The organism is Terrabacter sp. P2_E3 (assembly GCF_056403915.1).
On record NZ_JBFUEN010000004.1, the window covers coordinates 121,260 to 137,646 of the forward strand.

Genomic DNA, 16,387 nt, shown 5'->3' on the forward strand with positions numbered 1-16,387 from the left:
CGGGTTCCCTTCGGTATCAGGCGTTCTCACGGACGGTGGGCAGCCCGAGCAGCACCGGCACCTTGCGTGGGCCGGACTCGTCGAAGGCGACGGTGGGGTCGGCCTCCTCGGGCGCGTTGACGAACGACACGAAGCGCGAGAGCTTCTCGGGGTCGTCGAGGACGGCCTTCCACTCGTCCTGGTAGCCCTCGACGTGACGGCCCATCGCTGCCTCGAGGTCGTCGGCGATCCCGAGCGAGTCGTCGCACACGACGGCCCTGAGGTGCTCCAGACCGCCCTCGAGCGCGTCGAGCCACGGGGCGGTGCGCTGGAGGCGGTCTGCCGTGCGGACGTAGAACATGAGGAAGCGGTCGATGTAGCGCACGAGCGTCTCGTCGTCGAGGTCGCTCGCGAGCAGCCGCGCGTGGGCCGGCGTCTGGCCGCCGTTGCCGCAGACGTAGAGGTTCCAGCCCTTGTCGGTGGCGATGACGCCGACGTCCTTGCCGCGGGCCTCGGCGCACTCGCGCGCACAGCCCGAGACGCCGAACTTGATCTTGTGCGGCGAGCGGAGACCGCGGTAGCGGTGCTCGAGGTCGACGGCCATCCCGACCGAGTCCTGCACGCCGTAACGGCACCACGAGGAGCCGACACACGACTTCACGGTGCGCAGCGACTTGCCATAGGCCTGCCCTGACTCCATGCCGACGTCGACGAGGCGCTGCCAGATGGCGGGCAGCTGCTCGACGCGGGCGCCGAAGAGGTCGATGCGCTGGCCGCCGGTCACCTTGACGTAGAGCCCGAAGTCCTGGGCCACCTGGCCGATCGTGATGAGCTGCTCGGCCGTGACCTCACCCCCGGGCATCCGCGGGACGACGGAGTAGGTGCCGTTCTTCTGGATGTTGGCGAGGAAGTGGTCGTTGCTGTCCTGGAGCGCCGCCTGCTCGCCGTCGAGCACGTGGTCGCTGCTCGTCGAGGCGAGGATCGAGGCGACGGTGGGCTTGCAGATCTCGCAGCCGGTGCCCGTGCCGTAGCGCGCCAGGAGCCCCGAGAAGGTGCGGATGCCCGTCGAGGCCACGATCTCGAACAGCTCGGCCCGGCTCTGTTCGAAGTGCTCGCACAGCGCCTTGGAGAGCTCGACGCCCGAGTCGACGAGGAGCTTCTTGACGGTGGGCAGGCAACCGCCACAGGTGGTTCCGGCGTTCGTGCAGCCCTTGATGGTCGCGAGGTCGCAGGCGCCCTCGGCGATGGCACCGCAGATCGACCCCTTGGTGACGTTGTTGCACGAGCAGATGACGGCGTCGTCGGGGAGGACGTCCGCGCCGAGCTCGGCGCCGGCGGGCGAGACGAGTGCACCCGGGTCGCCCGGCACCTCGCGGCCGACGTACGCCTTGAGTGTCGTGTACGCCGAGGCGTCGCCGACGAGGATCCCGCCGAGCAGCGTCCGCGCGTCGTCGCTGACGACGACCTTGGCGTAGGTGCCCTTCGTCGCGTCGGTGTGGACGATCTCGAGGGACCCCGGGGTCGTGGCCATCGCGTCGCCGAAGGAGGCGACGTCCACGCCGAGCAGCTTGAGCTTGGTCGACAGGTCGGCGCCGGGGAACGTCGCCTCGCCCCCGAGCAGCCGGTCGGCGACGACCTCGGCCATCGTGTAGCCGGGGGCGACGAGGCCGTAGCACCGACCCTCGACGGCGGCGACCTCGCCCACGGCCCAGACGTTCTCGTCGCTCGTGCGGCAGGCGGCGTCGGTGAGGACGCCGCCCCGCTCCCCGACGTCGAGGCCGGCGGCGCGCGCCACGGCGTCCGACGGGCGCACGCCCGCCGAGAAGACGACGAGGTCGGTGAGCAGCGCCGTGCCGTCGGAGAGCTCGACGGCGAGGCGCCCGTCGTCCTGCGCGGCGATCGAGCTCGTGCCGGCGCCGGTGTGGACCTGCACGCCGAGGTGGCTGATGAGCCCCTCGAGCACCGCGCCGCCACCGTCGTCGACCTGGAGCGGCATGAGGCGGGGAGCGAACTCGACGACGTGCGGCGTGAGGCCGAGCAGGCGCAGGGCGTTGGCCGCCTCGAGGCCGAGCAGGCCACCGCCGACGACGAGGCCGTTCGCCTCGCGCCCCTCCGCCGCGGCCCGCTCGATCGCGGACTCGGCGGCGACGCGGATGCCGTCGAGGTCGTCGAGCGTGCGGTAGACGAAGCAGCCCGTCGAGTCATGGCCCGGGACCGGGGGCACGAAGGGGTGGGAGCCGGTCGCGAGGACGAGCTCGTCGTAGGCGATGACGTCCCCGGTGCTCGTCGTGACGGTGCGAGCCTCGCGGTCGACGTGCTCGGCCCGGGTGCCGAGCCGCAGGTCGACGAGGTCGTCACCGGCATACGTGTTGCCCGCGAGGGCGAGCGACGTGCGGTCCCAGGCTCCGACGTAGGAGGAGAGGCCGACGCGGTCGTATGCCGCCTCCGCCTCCTGCGAGAGGACGGTGACCGTCCACGTGCTCTCCGTGTCGCGCGAGCGCAGGGCCTCGACGAAGCGGTGGCCGACCATGCCGTGGCCGACGACGACGACGGTGCGGGTGGTGGTGCCCGTCGGGTTCTCGGTGGTGGTGGACATCAGGCGGCTCCTTCGGTCAGGGCGGCGGCTGCCGGCGCCGGTTCGGGGGTCGAGGAGGTGGGGGTGGGGGCGGGCTCCGACGAGCGCAGCCACGAGCAGAGGCCGTCGACGGCGCCCTTGCACGAGCCGCAGCCGGTCGTCGCGCGGGTCGCCTCGGCGACCGCACCGACGGTCTCGGCGCCGGCCCGGAAGGCGCCGACGATCGCGGACTTCGTCACGGTGTTGCACCGGCAGATGACGGCCGCGCCGGGCATCTCGGCGAGGTTGACGGCCTCGGTCGCTCCCGACCGGGTGATCGCGCGACCGAGCATGAGCGAGAGACGGTCCCGCGGGACGACCGAGCCGGTGTCGTAGAGCTGGGTCAGGGCGCCCGCCGCGTCACCGACGCCGAGCAGGATGGCGCCGACGAGACGGTCCTGGCGCAGCACGAGCTTGGCGTAGCGGCCCCGGCTCGGGTCGGTGAAGGCGAGCACCTCGTGACCGGGGTCGTGGACGTCGACGTCGACGGTGCCCATGCTCGCGAGGTCCATGTCGGGAGCCTTGAGCCGGGTCAAGACGCTCGTGCCCTCGTACGTGGCGTCGGGGTCGGCGCCGGTGAGCACGTCGGCGAGGACGCGGGCCTGGTCCCAGCCGGGCTGGACGAGTCCGGGCACCTCACCGCGGTGCTGGGCGCACTCCCCGATGGCGTGGACGTGCGGGAACGAGGTGGCCAGGCGGTCGTCGACGACGATCCCGCGGTCGACGTCGAGACCGGTCGCGACGGCGAGGTCGGTGCGGGGCCGGACGCCGGTCGCGACGACGACGAGGTCGGCGGCGAGGCTCGTGCCGTCGTCGAGGACGACGTGGGCGGACACCCCGTCGACCGGTCCGTGTCGCTCGACGACGAGGCGTCCGAGGACGAGGCGGGCGCCGATCCCGCGGACGACGCGGGACAGGACGGCGCCGCCGTCGGCATCGAGCTGGCGGTCCATCGGGAAGTCCTGCGGGTGCACGACGGTGACGTCGACGCCGCGGGCGAGCAGGCCACGGGCCGCCTCGAGCCCAAGCAGACCGCCGCCGAGGACGACTGCGGTGGAGGCGGACTCGGCTGCCTCGACGATGCGGCCACAGTCGTCGACAGTGCGGAAGGCGACGACCCCGTCGGCCAGCGGAGTCGCGGGACCGGGCGAGCCGGCATACAACCCCTCGGTCGGGGGGACGAAGCTCGTGCTGCCGGTCGCGAGGACCAGCTCGTCCCACGTGACGACGCGCTCGGTGCCGTCGGTGTCGAGCGTCGCCCTGCGTGCGTCGGCGTCGACGGCTGCGACCCGGGAGCCGGCGAGGACGTCGATGTGGCGCGCCGCCCACCAACCGTCGGGCTTGAGGCGGGTGTCGCGCGGGCTGATGCCGCCGGCGACGACGGTCGACAGGAGCACCCGGTTGTAGGCCGCGTGCGGCTCCTCGCCGACGACCGTGACGGCGAAGCGCTCGGCGTCGGGGTCACGGTGGCGGATCTCCTCGGCGAGCCGGGCGCCGGCCATGCCGTTGCCGACGACGAGGACGTGCCTGCGGTGGCGGGTCATGCGATGGCCTCCAGGCGGACGGCGCACGCCTTGAACTCGGGCATGCGGCTGGTCGGGTCGAGGGCGGCGTGGGTCAGCGAGTTGGCTCGCGCGTCGCCGGCCCAGTGGAAGGGCAGGAAGACGACGTCGGCGCGCATGTCGTCGTCGACGCGGACGACGGCGCGGGTGCGGCCGCGACGGCTCACGACGTCGGTGAGGTCGCCGTCGCCGAGCCCGGCCGCGTCGGCCGTGTCGGGGTGCACCTGGACGAACATGTCGCCTGCCGCCGCCGACAGCTCGGTGACGAGCCGCGTCTGGGCGCCGGACTGGTAGTGCTGCAGCACCCGCCCCGTCGTCGCGACCAGGGGGTATGCCGCGTCGTCGGCCTCCACGGGCCCCACGTGGTCGACCGCGACGAAGCGGGCGCGGCCGTCGGGTGTCGCGAAGGCGTCGAGGAAGAGCCGCGGCGTGCCCTGCGGTCGCTCGGTGCTGCACGGCCAGTGCAGGCTCTCGCCGGCATCGAGCCGCTCCCACGTCACCGCGGAGTAGTCGGCCGGTCCGCCGGCCGAGGCCCGGCGCAGCTCGTCGAAGACGACCCGAGGGTCGGTGGGGAAGGCTGTGCTGCAACCGATCCGGCGTGCCAGGTCGCTCCAGAGCTCGAGCTCGCTGCGGCACCCCGCGGGGGCGTCCAGCGCCTTGCGGCGGCGCAGGACCCGGCCCTCGAGGTTGGTCAGGGTGCCCTCCTCCTCGGCCCACTGGAGCACGGGGAGCACGACGTCGGCGACGGCGGCCGTCTCGGAGAGGACGAAGTCGGAGACGACGAGCAGGTCGAGGGCGGCGAGGCGCTCGGCCACGACCCGCGCGTCGGGCGCCGAGACGACGGGGTTGCTGCCGTGGACCATGAGGACGCGCGCGCCCCCGTCGGTGCCGAGTGCCGACAGCAGCTCGAAGGCGCTGCGGCCCGGACCCGGCAGGTCCCCGGGGTCGATCCCCCAGACCGCGGCGACGTGGGCCCGGGCGGCCGGGTCGTCGATCTTGCGGTAGCCGGGGAGCTGGTCGGCCTTCTGGCCGTGCTCACGTCCGCCCTGGCCGTTGCCCTGGCCGGTGATCGTGCCGAAACCGGTGCCGGGGTTGCCGGGCAGCCCGAGCGCGAGGGCGAGGGCGATGAAGGCCGTCACCGTGTCGGTGCCGCTCGCGTGCTGCTCGCTGCCGCGGGCCGACAGGACGTAGGCGCCGCGCTCGGTGTCGCGGGCGCGGGCCAGCGCGGCGACGGCCGCCCGCATCGTCGTCACGGCGACACCCGTGACCCGCTCGACACGCTCAGGCAGCCACTGCGCGGCGATCGGCCAGAGGTCGTCGAAGCCCGAGGTGCGCTCGGCGACGAAGCCGCGGTCGGCATACCCCTCGGTGACGGCGAGGTGGAGCATCCCGAGGGCCAGGGCGGCGTCGGTGCCGGGGCGCAGCTGCAGGTGCAGCCCGCCGCCGTCGACGGCCTTGGCCGCGGTCGGTGTCAGGCGCGGGTCGGCGACCATGAGGCCTCCGGCGTCGGCGGCGCGGACGAGGTGCGTCAGGAAGGGAGGCATCGTCTCGGCGGGGTTGGCGCCGAGGAGCAGAACGGCGTGTGCCGAGCCGATGTCGGTGACGGGGAAGGGGAGACCCCGGTCGAGACCGAAGCAGCGGATGCCGGCGGCGGCGGCCGAGCTCATGCACCAGCGGCCGTTGTAGTCGATCTGGCTCGTGCGGAGCGCCACTCGCGCGAACTTGCCCAGCTGGTAGGCCTTCTCGTTGGTCAGACCCCCACCGCCGAAGACTGCCACGGCGTCCCGCCCGTGTGCCGCCTGCGTCCGCACGATGGCATCGGCGACGACCTCGAGGGCCTCGTCCCACGACGCGGGGGCGAGCTCGCCCCCGCGGCGGACCAGGGGAGTGGTGAGCCGCCGGGGTGTCCGGAGGAGCTCGGCACTCGTCCATCCCTTCTGGCACAGGCCACCCCGGTTCGTCGGGAAGCGACGAGGGCTGACCGTGAGGTCGGCCGCCGACGACCCGGTGAGCGTCATCGCGCACTGGAGCCCGCAGTAGGCGCAGTGCGTCGCGACGCCCGCCCGCTCGGAGGGGACGTCCCCACCGAGCGAGCGGGACGGCATTCTCCATGAGGTGGCAGTCATCGGCGGTAGCGCACCTTCGTCAGGGTGGCGGCGCCGACGTAGAAGAGCGTGAAGACGACGAACGCGGCCGTGGCCGAGTGGCCGGCGCCCTGGTAGGACGCGCGCAGCCCGAGGTTGATGAGGACGCCGCCGAGGGCACCGATGGCGCCGGCGATGCCGATGAGGGCGCCGGCCATCGAGCGCGACCAGGCCGTGCGCTCGACCGCGGGACCGGGGATCGAGGCCGACTTCGCCTCGAAGAGGGCCGGGATCATCTTGTAGACGGAGCCGTTGCCGATGCCCGAGAGGACGAAGAGGAGGACGAAGCCGCCGATGAGGCCGGTGAGCTGGAGCCCGGTCGCCGCGCCCGAGGTCACGTCGTCGGAGCGAGCCGCGAGGGTGACGAGGACGCCGGCGAGGGTGAGGCCGACGAACGTCCACAGGGTCACGGCGGAGCCGCCCCGGCGGTCTGCGAGCTTGCCGCCCCAGACCCGGCTGACCGAGCCGAGGAGCGGTCCGATGAAGGCGATCTGCGCGGCGTGCAGGCTCGCGGCCGCGGTCTGGGCCGGGGTCGGGGTGGCGCCGCCGGTCATGCCGGCGAGGAACGTCTGGTTGAGCACCTGGCCGAACGCGAAGCCGAAGCCGATGAACGAGCCGAAGGTGCCGATGTAGAGCAGCGAGATGACCCAGGCGTCGGCGTGCCGCAGCACCTCGAGCATCGCCTTCGGGTTCGCCGTCTGGTGGTCGAGGTTGTCCATGCAGACCGCGGCGCCGATGCTGGCCACGGCGAGCAGCACGAGGTAGACGGCGCAGACGACCTCGGGTCGGCGGTTGCCGAGCGTCGCGATGACGAGGAGCCCGACGAGCTGGATGACCGGCACGCCGATGTTGCCGCCACCAGCGTTGAGCCCGAGGGCCCAGCCCTTCATCCGCTGCGGGTAGAAGGCGTTGATGTTCGTCATCGACGAGGCGAAGTTGCCGCCGCCGAGGCCCGCGAGACCGGCCACGAGCAGGAAGGTCGTCAGGGAGTGGCCGGGGTTGACCATGAGCCACCACGTCAGGGTGGTCGGCACGAGGAGGGCGATGCCGCTGACGATGGCCCAGTTGCGACCGCCGAAGAAGGCCGTCGCCATCGTGTAGGGCACCCGGAGCACAGCGCCGACGAGCGTCGGGACGGCGACGAGGAAGAACTTGTCGGCCGGCGTGAAGCCGTAGACCGCCTGCGGCATGAAGAGGACCATGACCGACCAGATCGACCAGATCGAGAAGCCGATGTGCTCGGTGGCCACCGACCAGATCAGGTTGCGGCGCGCCACGTCCTTGTTGCCGCCCTCCCACGCCGCCGTGTCCTCGGGGTCCCAGTCGCGGATGACCCGCGTCCTGGGGGCGGTGAGCTCACGGAAGCGACCGCGACGGTCGAGCGCAGGAGCGAGAGCGGGTGACGCGGTGCTGGTCTCGGCGGCACTGCCGGTGGTGCTGTCGGTGCTGCTTCCGGTGGTGGTGCTCACGGGGTTCCTCCTGGGCTGCTCGAGCCGAGCGGGACGGTGACGGGGTGAGGCGGTTCTGGGCCGCTGCGAGAGCGTGACGCTCACGCTAGGAAGCCGGTGTTGCCGGTCGCCGGGTCCGCTGTGACACCGTGGTTACAGCTGTCTCACGGACTCCGGGAGGGTCGGTGAGGTCACGCACGGAGCGCTCCCGCGGGGCCCTCACGGACGACCGGGAGCAGCGTGAGGTGGACCGCCGCGTAGGCTCGCGCTCATGACCACGGCTGCTGACCAGGCCTCCCTCAACACCCTGTCCGTGGGCACGGCCGGGCCGCGCATCGCCTTCCTGCACGGGCTCTTCGGCCAGGGCCGCAACTGGAACCAGATCGCCAAGGCGGTGAGCGGCCCGGAGGGCACGGACGCCCGCTGCCTGCTCGTCGACCTCCCGGACCACGGCCGGTCCCCGTGGTCGCAGCAGTTCTCGCTCGACGCGTATGCCGACGCCGTGGCCGCGACGCTCCGCGCGGTCGGCGAGGGGGAGCGGTGGGCCGTCGTCGGCCACTCGCTCGGCGGCAAGGTCGCCATGGTGCTCGCGCTGCGCCACCCCGAGCTGGTCGAGCGACTCGTCGTCGTCGACATCGCGCCCAAGGGCTACGGCTCGCTCGAGCGCTTCGAGGGCTACATCCGCGAGATGCAGGCCCTGCCGCTCGGCGAGCTGACGAGCCGCGGTGACGCGGAGGCCCGCTTCAGCGAGCCCGACCCCGGCGTCAAGGCCTTCCTCCTGCAGAACCTGCGCCGCGACGGCCAGACGTGGCGCTGGCAGGTCAACCTCGACCTCGTCGCCGGCGACGCCGCGCTGGGGGTCGACTCACGCATCGCCGACTGGCCCCATGACGCCGACGAGCTCGCGCCCTACGAGGGCCCGGTGCTGTGGGTCGCCGGCGGCGACTCTCGGTACGTCAAGCGCGAGGACGGCGAGCGCATGCGACGCCACTTCCCGCGCACGCGGCTCTTCACGATCAAGGGCGCCGGTCACTGGGTGCACACCGACGCGCCCGAGATCATCGTCACCGCCCTGCGCCGCTTCGTCGCCGACCCCGCCTGACCGGCATACGCCCGCTCCCGCCCACGTCGCGAACGCCGCGTTCGGTGACGAACTCTCTGTTCTAACAACGCTTTCGCGACCGAACGCCGCGTTCGGTCCAGGGCGCAGGAGGATGCGGCGGGTCAGAGGAGGCGGCGCCCCATGGCCCAGGCCGTCAGCTCGTGGCGTGAGCTGAGCTGGAGCTTGCGCAGCACCGAGCTGACGTGGGTCTCGACGGTCTTGACGGAGATGAAGAGCTCCTTCGCGACCTCCTTGTACTGGTAGCCGCGCGCGATGAGGCGCATCACCTCGCGCTCGCGCGCCGAGAGGCGGTCGAGCTCCTCGTCGATCTCGGCGACCTCACCGGCCGTCGCGCCGAACGCGTCGAGGACGAAGCCGGCGAGGCGCGGGCTGAAGACGGCGTCGCCGTCGGCCACCCGACCGATGGCGGTGAGCAGCTCCTCGGCGCTGATCGTCTTCGTCACGTAGCCCCGGGCACCGGCGCGGATGACCGCGATGACGTCCTCGGCGGCGTCGGAGACGGAGAGCGCGAGGAAGCGGACCGGCACGTCGGCGCCCGACTGGACCCCGGCGCACGCTCGGATGACGTCGGCGCCACCGTGCCCGTCGCCACCGGGCAGGTGCACGTCGAGGAGCACGACGTCGGGCCGCTGCTCCTTGATGACCTGCACGGCCGACTCGACCGCACCGGCCTCGCCGGCGATCTCGAGCGTGAAGGCTCCGGCCCGCGGCGTGGCGGCGAGGGAGGTCAGCTCGGCGCGCACACCGGTGCGGAACATGTGGTGGTCGTCGACGATGACGATGCGGATGGTCCGCGGGTCGGTCATGAAGCCTGCTCCTGGGGGTCGGGGTCCGGCGTGCTGCGGGGGTCGCTGCCGGCAGTGCTGCTGGGGGTGGTGACGGGTGCGGGGGGATCAGCGGGACCGCCGGCGGCGGACGCCTCGGGCTCGTGCGGCTGCCGGACCGGCAGGCGCAGGACGACCTCGGTGCCGTCGGCGCGGCGCCGGATGCGGGCCGTGCCGCCGTGGCGCTCCATGCGGCCGATGATCGACTCGCGCACGCCGGCTCGGTCGTCGGGCACGGTGTCGAGGTCGAAGCCCGCGCCGTGGTCGCGGACGAACGCCTCGACGGCGTCGGGTCCGACCTCGACGTAGGCGCTGACGGGCGGGCTCGCGTGGCGCACGGCGTTCCACGTGGCCTCGCGCACGGCCTTCACGAGGGCATCGAGGTGCTCGTCCATCGGCCGGTCGCCGGTGACGACGAGCTGGACGGGCACGCCGTGGAGGTCCTCGACCTCGCCCATGGCCGCGGTGAGCGCGGCACCGAGCGTGCCGGCCCGGGCGTCCTCGTCGTAGAGGTAGCTGCGCAGCTGCCGCTCCTGGGCCCGGGCGAGACGCGCGACGGTCGCGGCGTCGCCGGACTGGCGCTGGATGAGGGCCAGGGTCTGGAGCACCGAGTCGTGCAGGTGGGCGGCGATGTCGGCACGTTCGGTGGCCCGGATGCGCGCGGCCTGCTCGAGGCGCAGGTTGCTCCAGAGCCGCAGGATCCACGGTGCCGACAGGACGGCGACCCCGACGAGGGCGGCGAGGACGGCACCCGCCACCTGCCACAGCTCGGTGAGGTTGGTGCCGCGCACGAGCAGGCCGACGAGACCGAGGATGGTCAGGCCGAGGCCGACGACGAGCCAGATCCACCGCACCGGGCGGCGCGCGCCGAGGGTGTCGGTGTCGTCGAGCTGCGACCAGAAGAAGATCGCGCCGATGACGATGGCGACGACCGGGAGGATGAGCTCCGCGTGGACGTCGAGACCGGCACCCCCGAGCCAGAGCGCCCCCGCGACGGCCAGAGCGGCCACGCCGAGGAGCGTGATGATGACGGCCTGGTTGCCGCTGCGCAGCCATGTGCGCAGGCCGGCGAGGTCGACGTGGTGCTGTCGGACGCCGGGGGAGCCGGACGTCGTGCCGGCGCTCGCGGGGCCGGCGGCGATCGAGCCGCCCGGCGACAGGGGCGGGGCGGAGGAGACGGCGGGGTCGACGTCGCCGACCTCGCGCATCGTGGCCCAGAGGAAGACGTAGACGACGAGCCCCGCGCCGAAGGGGATGCTCGTCAGGACGAGCGCCACGCGGACGGCGACGACCGGCAGGCCGAGGTGCTCGGCGAGCCCCATCGCGACTCCCGCGATGACCTTGCCCTGCCGTTGGCGCACGAGCGGGGGCCGTGGCGTCGCCCGCCAGGCCGGGCGCACGGGGCCCGTTCCGTTCTCGTATGCCGTCTGCACCGTTCCATCCTGACCCACCCGGCCGGCGAGAGCGACCATCCCGGCCTCCTTTGGGGGTCGCGTCAGGGTGCGCTCAGGGTCGACCCTCATGGTTGGCGGGCGTCCGGCGCGTCACTGTGGTGGCATGACGAAAAGCAATGACGCCCCTCCGCAGGGGCACGGCCTCGACGGTTTCTACACCGCTCTGCGACGCCCGGGGATCGTGCGTCAGGGAGACGGTCGCTGGTTCGCCGGCGTCGCGACGGGCCTGGCCCGTTGGCTCGGCGTCGACCCGCTCGTCGTCCGGGCGGGCTTCATCCTCTTCTCCATCTTCTTCGGGATGGGCGTCGCCCTCTACCTCGTGCTGTGGCTCCTCATGCCCGACGAGCGCGGCGAGATCCACGTCGAGCGCGCCCTCAAGCACGGCGAGGGCAGCTCGATCTTCCTCCTCGTCGTCACGGCCATCTCGGTCCTCGGTGGTGGGCCCTGGTGGGGCGGCGACTCGAGGGGCTTCCGCTTCTTCGGCTTCGTGCTCCTCGTCGTGGGGGCCTGGTGGTTCGCGACCCGAACCGCCACCGGCCGCGAGCTGATGCAGCAGGCGCCGTGGCGCAACCGCGGCACCGGCGGACCGGGTGCAGCGGGTGCCACCACCGTCGACCCCGTGACCGGTGCAGCCGCCGGCCAGCCCGGCACGGGCGCCGGCACCCCGGCAGCCGCGGCCGCGACGGCATACGGCTCGACGGGCAACGCGGCAGCCAACGCCGGTGCGACCCTCGCGACGCCGCGGCCACCCGCACCGACGCCCGTCCGCGAGCGGACCCGCGCGATCGGCTTCGCCGGTGGGCTGCTCGTCCTCGGACTCGCCATCGTCGTCGGTGTCGTGATGTCGTCCGTCGCCCAGGCCGCCGGCTGGCCGGGCAACCACGCGGCCGTCGGGATCGCCTCCGGGCTGGGCGTGCTCGGCCTCGGTATCCTCGTGGCCGGCCTCGCCGGCCGCCGGGCCGGAGGGCTCGCGTTCTTCGCCGTGACCGGCATGATCGCGGCCGCAGCCACGACGGCTGCGCCGATGGGCCTCTCGCAGCCCTGGCAGGCCGGCGACCGCAGCTACACGGTGACCTCGATGACGCCGGCTCCAGCCTTCGAGCTCGGCCTCGGCCAGATGAAGGTCGACCTGCGCGACGCGAACTGGAAGGGCACCACCGGAACGGACACCGTGACGACGACGATGGGCGTCGGCGAGCTCGACCTCGTCGTCCCCGAGGGCGTCAACGTAGTCGTCAACACGAGGGCACGGGCCGGCGAGATCATCGCCACGGGACCCGGCGTGGCCGGCGAGGGCATGCGACGCGTCGGGCCGGACCAGCTCCAGCACGAGGGCACGGGCTGGACCCAGACGGTGACCTTCGGGGACACCACCAAGACCCCCGAGATCGTCGTCGACGCCGAGCTCGGCGTCGGCCAGATCAAGATCACGACGGCGAGCGCGTCATGAGCGCCCGACCCCAGGACCCGACGAACGACCCGACGAACGACCCGACGACGAACCCAGCGGAGAGCAGCGACATGAGCAGCAACGACACCTCGGACCCGACGGCGGAGTTCCGCGACCCGACGGCCGATCCGGTGCCGGCACCGACGCCCGACTCGACGCCCGACCCGACGCCCGACCCGACGCCAGACCCGGCGGAGACGAGGACGATCCCGGCCACGTCGACCCAGGCGCTGCCGTCGGCGACGCCCTTCCGCGTCGAGCCCGCGACGCCGGTCCCCGACGACGCCGTCGCCGAGGGGGCCCGCCTCCCGCACCTGCCGCCGCCGACGACCTCGGCGCCCGATCCCTCGTGGCCGGCACCGACGGTTCCCGCGCCCGCCCCGCAGCCGGCCCCGCGCCCGGCCCTCGTCACGGTCCGCAAGGGCCCGCGTCCCGGGTCGATCATGCTCGGCCTGCTGACGATGCTCGTCGCGGCCTACATCCTCGTCGCCAACCTCACGAACGCCGACCTCAGCTTCCGGATGGTGGGCCCGTCGATGATCGGTGCCTTCGGCGGGATGCTCCTGCTCGTCGGCCTCGCAGGCGTCGTCGCCGGCCGGCTGCGGCGCTGAGCCACGGCCGCCGACGCCAGCGCACGGCACACCTCCTCCCGGGTGGTTGCCGCACGTGGCGTCGGCGGTCGTGACTAGGCTCGGCAGCACGCTCGCCGGTCACGTCCGGCACTCGCAGTGGGGAGAGAACGTGCTCATGAAGTCCGGCATCGCGCTCGAGGGATTCGACCGGTCCGCCCGGCCCCAGGACGACCTGTTCCGGTTCGTCAACGGCACCTGGCTCGACACGACGGAGATCCCGGGCGACCGGGCCCGCTTCGGCACCTTCGACATCCTGCGCGAGGAGTCCACCGCGCGGGTGCGTGATCTCATCGAGGAGGCGGCCGCCGCCGAGGCGGGCGCCCCCGGGTCGCCGAAGCGCCAGGTCGGCGACCTCTACGCCAGCTTCACCGACACCGACCGCATCGAGGAGCTCGGGCTCGCGCCCCTGCAGGTGGTGCTGTCGGAGGTCGCGGCGGTCGACGACGTCGACTCCCTCGGAGCGGCCCTCGGCCGCGTCGCCCGTGACGGTGTCGCCGGCGCCCTGCAGCACTTCGTGTCGCCCGACGAGCGCTCGCCGGAGGACTACGTCGTCTATCTCGAGCAGGCCGGTCTCGGTCTGCCGGACGAGTCCTACTACCGCGAGGACAAGTACGCCGACATCCGCACGGCCTACGTCGCGCACATCGAGCGGCTGCTCGGTCTCGCCGGCATCCCGGACGCCGGAGCGAAGGCCACGAGCATCATGACGCTCGAGACCCTCCTCGCGGCCTCGCACTGGGACACCGTGAGCACCCGCGATGCGATCAAGACCTACAACGCCCACTCGCTGGACGAGGCCAAGGCACTCGCGCCCCAGTTCCCTTGGGACGCCTGGCTGTCCGGCCTCGGTGCGCCTGCGGGCTCGTTCGACAAGGTCGTCGTGCGCCAGCCGAGCTTCGTCACCGGCCTCGGCGCCGCGCTCGAGTCCACCGACGTCGCCGACTGGCGCTCGTGGCTGACGTGGCACGTCCTGTCGGAGTTCGCGTCGGTGCTCCCGCAGTCGTTCGTCGACGAGGACTTCGACTTCTTCGGCCGCACCCTCTCGGGCCAGCCGGAGAACAAGGAGCGGTGGAAGCGCGGCGTCTCCGTCGTCGAGTCGTGTGTCGGCGAGGCCGTCGGCCAGCTCTATGCCGAGCGCTGGTTCCCGCCGGCGGCCAAGGAGCGCATGCAGCAGCTCGTCGCCAACCTCGTCGAGGCCTTCCGCCGGTCCTTCTCCTCGCTCGAGTGGATGGGTCCCGACACCCGTGCGCAGGCCGTCGACAAGCTCGACGCGTTCACGCCCAAGATCGGCTACCCCGACGTGTGGCGCGACTACGCCGCCATCGAGATCGACCCGACCGACCTCGTGGGCAACGTGCGCCGCAGCTCGGCCTTCGAGGTCGACCGCAACCTCGCCAAGATCGGCGGTCCGATCGACCGCACCGAGTGGTTCATGCTGCCGCAGCACGTCAACGCCTACTACATGCCGTCGATGAACGAGATCGTCTTCCCGGCCGCGATCCTCCAGCCGCCCTTCTTCGACCTCGAGGCCGACGACGCCGTCAACTACGGCGGCATCGGCGCCGTCATCGGCCACGAGCTGGGCCACGGCTTCGACGACCAGGGCTCGCGCTACGACGGCACCGGAGCCCTGCGCGACTGGTGGACCGAGGCCGACCGTGAGCGGTTCGACGCGCTGTCCCAGCGGCTCATCGAGCAGTTCAGCGGCTACACCCCGGCGGGGCTGTCCGACGACCACAAGGTCAACGGCGGTCTGACCGTCGGCGAGAACATCGGCGACCTCGGCGGCCTCCAGATCGGCTACGCCGCCTACCGCATCGCGACCGAGGACACCGGCATGCCCGAGCTCGACGGGTTCACCGGCCCCCAGCGCTTCTTCATCGGCTGGGCACAGGTCTGGAAGGGCAAGGCCCGCGAGGCCGAGGCCATCCGGCTGCTCGCCATCGACCCGCACTCCCCGCAGGACGTCCGCGGCAATGCCGTGCGCAACCTCAGCGAGTTCCACGAGGCCTTCGCGGTCAAGCCCGGCGATGCCCTGTGGCTCGACGACGCCGAGAGGGTCCGCATCTTCTGAGCGAGCGCCCTCGGCGGCCGTCCGAGTGGCGCCGTCGCGTGACGACCGACCCCGTGGGCAGCGCCCGCGGGGTCAGTCGTCGAGGGCGAGCTTGAAGCCGACGTGCGAGGCGACGAAGCCGAGCCGTTCGTAGAAGCGGCGGGCGTCGGTGCGGCTCGCGTCGCTCGTCAGCTGCACGAGGGTGCACCCGAGGCGGCGTGACTCCTCGACGGCCCACGTGACGAGCTCGGTCCCGAGACCCGTGCCGCGCTCGTCGCGGGAGACGCGCACGCCCTCGATGACCGAGCGCGTGGCTCCGCGCCGGGAGAGTCCGGGGATGACGGTGAGCTGGAGCGTGCCCACGACCGAGCCATCACGCTCGGCGACGACGAGGTGCTGGCCGGGGTCGGCCACCACCCGGTCGTAGGCCGCGTCGTACGTCTGCGGGTCGCCGAGGTCCTCACGGGCGGCGCCGAGCGGGTCGTCGGCGAGCATGGCCACGATCGCCGGCACGTCGTCGCGGGTCGCCGGCCGGATCTCCAAGCCCATCAGGCGCTCTCGGCGGTGCGCTTGAGCTGCGCGAGGCCCTTCTCGAAGTCGGGTCCGATGAGCTTCTCCATCGACCACACCTTGCTCATGAGGCGCATGACGAGGTTCTGCGGGCCGGTCATCGCCCATTCGACCCGGGTGCCTTCGTCGGCGGGTGCCAGCGTGAAGTCGACGCGGTTGTGCGCCTTCATCGGGGCGGCGAAGAGCAGGTCCACGGCGAGGTGCTGCGGCTCCGACTCGAGGATCTCCATGCGGCCCTCGCCGGCCTTGCTGTTGCCGCGCCAGGCGTAGACGGCGCCGACACCGGACGTCGGGCCGGCGTACGTGCGCTCCATCGCCGGGTCGAGACCCTCCCAGGGCGACCAGGCCTGCCACTCGTGGAAGTCGTTGACGAGAGCGTGGATCCGCTCCGGGGGAGCGGCGATCGTCGTCTCGCGGCTGATGTGGAAGCTCTTGTCGGCCATGGCGGCATCCTGCCATCGCGAGCCACCGGGCGGGCGCACCCCGGGTCCGGCGACCCCTTTGTCCCATGTGTCACATGCGCCCCGATATCAC

The 16,387-nt window shown here is 72.8% G+C and carries 12 protein-coding genes; 4 read left to right on the top strand and 8 right to left on the bottom strand.

Annotation, left to right across the window (positions count from 1 at the left end):
• Positions 1 to 16: 16 nt before the first annotated feature.
• From nirB to AC1DW8_RS06680, 4 genes are read right to left on the bottom strand one after another with little or no spacing between them, the layout of a single operon-like run.
• On the bottom strand, positions 17 to 2,575 hold the full coding sequence (gene nirB / locus AC1DW8_RS06665; RefSeq protein WP_478092745.1) for a nitrite reductase large subunit NirB: 2,559 nt from the start codon (positions 2,573 to 2,575) through the stop codon (positions 17 to 19).
• Positions 2,575 to 4,137, bottom strand: a complete 1,563-nt coding sequence (locus AC1DW8_RS06670; protein ID WP_478092747.1) for an FAD-dependent oxidoreductase — start codon at positions 4,135 to 4,137, stop codon at positions 2,575 to 2,577. The genes nirB and AC1DW8_RS06670 overlap by 1 nt, the downstream gene beginning before the upstream one ends.
• A complete protein-coding gene (locus tag AC1DW8_RS06675) occupies positions 4,134 to 6,260 on the bottom strand; it encodes a molybdopterin oxidoreductase family protein (RefSeq protein WP_478093048.1) in 2,127 nt (708 codons plus the stop codon). Before AC1DW8_RS06675 ends, AC1DW8_RS06670 begins: the two co-directional genes overlap by 4 nt.
• 17 nt (positions 6,261 to 6,277) lie before the next feature.
• Complete coding sequence (locus AC1DW8_RS06680; RefSeq protein ID WP_478092749.1) at positions 6,278 to 7,768, bottom strand: nitrate/nitrite transporter; 1,491 nt, start codon at positions 7,766 to 7,768, stop codon at positions 6,278 to 6,280.
• 250 nt (positions 7,769 to 8,018) lie between these two features.
• On the opposite strand from AC1DW8_RS06680, the gene AC1DW8_RS06685 reads away from it, so the two are divergent.
• Positions 8,019 to 8,849 (top strand): alpha/beta fold hydrolase, encoded by an 831-nt coding sequence (locus tag AC1DW8_RS06685; protein WP_056778090.1) that lies wholly within the window; start codon positions 8,019 to 8,021, stop codon positions 8,847 to 8,849.
• Between the two features lie 122 nt (positions 8,850 to 8,971).
• Here AC1DW8_RS06685 and AC1DW8_RS06690 read toward each other — a convergent pair whose 3' ends face one another.
• Both AC1DW8_RS06690 and AC1DW8_RS06695 read right to left on the bottom strand, forming a co-directional pair.
• Positions 8,972 to 9,676, bottom strand: coding sequence for a LuxR C-terminal-related transcriptional regulator (locus AC1DW8_RS06690; RefSeq protein ID WP_056778093.1), 705 nt, complete (start codon positions 9,674 to 9,676; stop codon positions 8,972 to 8,974).
• Positions 9,673 to 11,166, bottom strand: a complete 1,494-nt coding sequence (locus AC1DW8_RS06695) for an ATP-binding protein (RefSeq protein WP_056778096.1) — start codon at positions 11,164 to 11,166, stop codon at positions 9,673 to 9,675. Before AC1DW8_RS06695 ends, AC1DW8_RS06690 begins: the two co-directional genes overlap by 4 nt.
• A gap of 85 nt (positions 11,167 to 11,251) precedes the next feature.
• Here AC1DW8_RS06695 and AC1DW8_RS06700 point away from each other — a divergent pair, with 85 nt between their 5' ends.
• The 3 genes from AC1DW8_RS06700 to AC1DW8_RS06710 all read left to right on the top strand — a co-directional run bounded on the left by AC1DW8_RS06700 (position 11,252) and on the right by AC1DW8_RS06710 (position 15,304).
• Positions 11,252 to 12,598, top strand: coding sequence for a PspC domain-containing protein (locus tag AC1DW8_RS06700; RefSeq protein ID WP_478092752.1), 1,347 nt, complete (start codon positions 11,252 to 11,254; stop codon positions 12,596 to 12,598).
• Positions 12,595 to 13,209 (top strand): hypothetical protein, encoded by a 615-nt coding sequence (locus tag AC1DW8_RS06705; RefSeq protein WP_478092754.1) that lies wholly within the window; start codon positions 12,595 to 12,597, stop codon positions 13,207 to 13,209. Before AC1DW8_RS06700 ends, AC1DW8_RS06705 begins: the two co-directional genes overlap by 4 nt.
• A gap of 136 nt (positions 13,210 to 13,345) precedes the next feature.
• Positions 13,346 to 15,304, top strand: coding sequence for a M13 family metallopeptidase (locus AC1DW8_RS06710; protein WP_478093049.1), 1,959 nt, complete (start codon positions 13,346 to 13,348; stop codon positions 15,302 to 15,304).
• Between the two features lie 72 nt (positions 15,305 to 15,376).
• Here AC1DW8_RS06710 and AC1DW8_RS06715 read toward each other — a convergent pair whose 3' ends face one another.
• Positions 15,377 to 15,832 carry a GNAT family N-acetyltransferase gene (locus tag AC1DW8_RS06715; RefSeq protein WP_056778107.1) on the bottom strand — a complete coding sequence of 152 codons (456 nt, stop codon included), beginning with the start codon at positions 15,830 to 15,832 and terminating at the stop codon, positions 15,377 to 15,379.
• On the bottom strand, positions 15,832 to 16,296 hold the full coding sequence (locus AC1DW8_RS06720) for an SRPBCC family protein (RefSeq protein WP_056778109.1): 465 nt from the start codon (positions 16,294 to 16,296) through the stop codon (positions 15,832 to 15,834). The genes AC1DW8_RS06715 and AC1DW8_RS06720 overlap by 1 nt, the downstream gene beginning before the upstream one ends.
• Positions 16,297 to 16,387 lie beyond the last annotated feature (91 nt).

What these genes read in the sequence shown, in the direction of transcription:
- AC1DW8_RS06705 (WP_478092754.1), top strand. Translation starts at nt 12,595, where the DNA reads ATGAGCGCCCGACCCCAGGACCCGACGAACGACCCGACGAACGACCCG.
- AC1DW8_RS06715 (WP_056778107.1), bottom strand. Translation starts at nt 15,832, where the DNA reads ATGGGCTTGGAGATCCGGCCGGCGACCCGCGACGACGTGCCGGCGATC.
- AC1DW8_RS06685 (WP_056778090.1), top strand. Translation starts at nt 8,019, where the DNA reads ATGACCACGGCTGCTGACCAGGCCTCCCTCAACACCCTGTCCGTGGGC.
- AC1DW8_RS06720 (WP_056778109.1), bottom strand. Translation starts at nt 16,296, where the DNA reads ATGGCCGACAAGAGCTTCCACATCAGCCGCGAGACGACGATCGCCGCT.
- AC1DW8_RS06670 (WP_478092747.1), bottom strand. Translation starts at nt 4,137, where the DNA reads ATGACCCGCCACCGCAGGCACGTCCTCGTCGTCGGCAACGGCATGGCC.
- nirB (WP_478092745.1), bottom strand. Translation starts at nt 2,575, where the DNA reads ATGTCCACCACCACCGAGAACCCGACGGGCACCACCACCCGCACCGTC.
- AC1DW8_RS06690 (WP_056778093.1), bottom strand. Translation starts at nt 9,676, where the DNA reads ATGACCGACCCGCGGACCATCCGCATCGTCATCGTCGACGACCACCAC.
- AC1DW8_RS06710 (WP_478093049.1), top strand. Translation starts at nt 13,346, where the DNA reads ATGAAGTCCGGCATCGCGCTCGAGGGATTCGACCGGTCCGCCCGGCCC.
- AC1DW8_RS06695 (WP_056778096.1), bottom strand. Translation starts at nt 11,166, where the DNA reads ATGGTCGCTCTCGCCGGCCGGGTGGGTCAGGATGGAACGGTGCAGACG.
- AC1DW8_RS06675 (WP_478093048.1), bottom strand. Translation starts at nt 6,260, where the DNA reads ATGCCGTCCCGCTCGCTCGGTGGGGACGTCCCCTCCGAGCGGGCGGGC.
- AC1DW8_RS06700 (WP_478092752.1), top strand. Translation starts at nt 11,252, where the DNA reads ATGACGAAAAGCAATGACGCCCCTCCGCAGGGGCACGGCCTCGACGGT.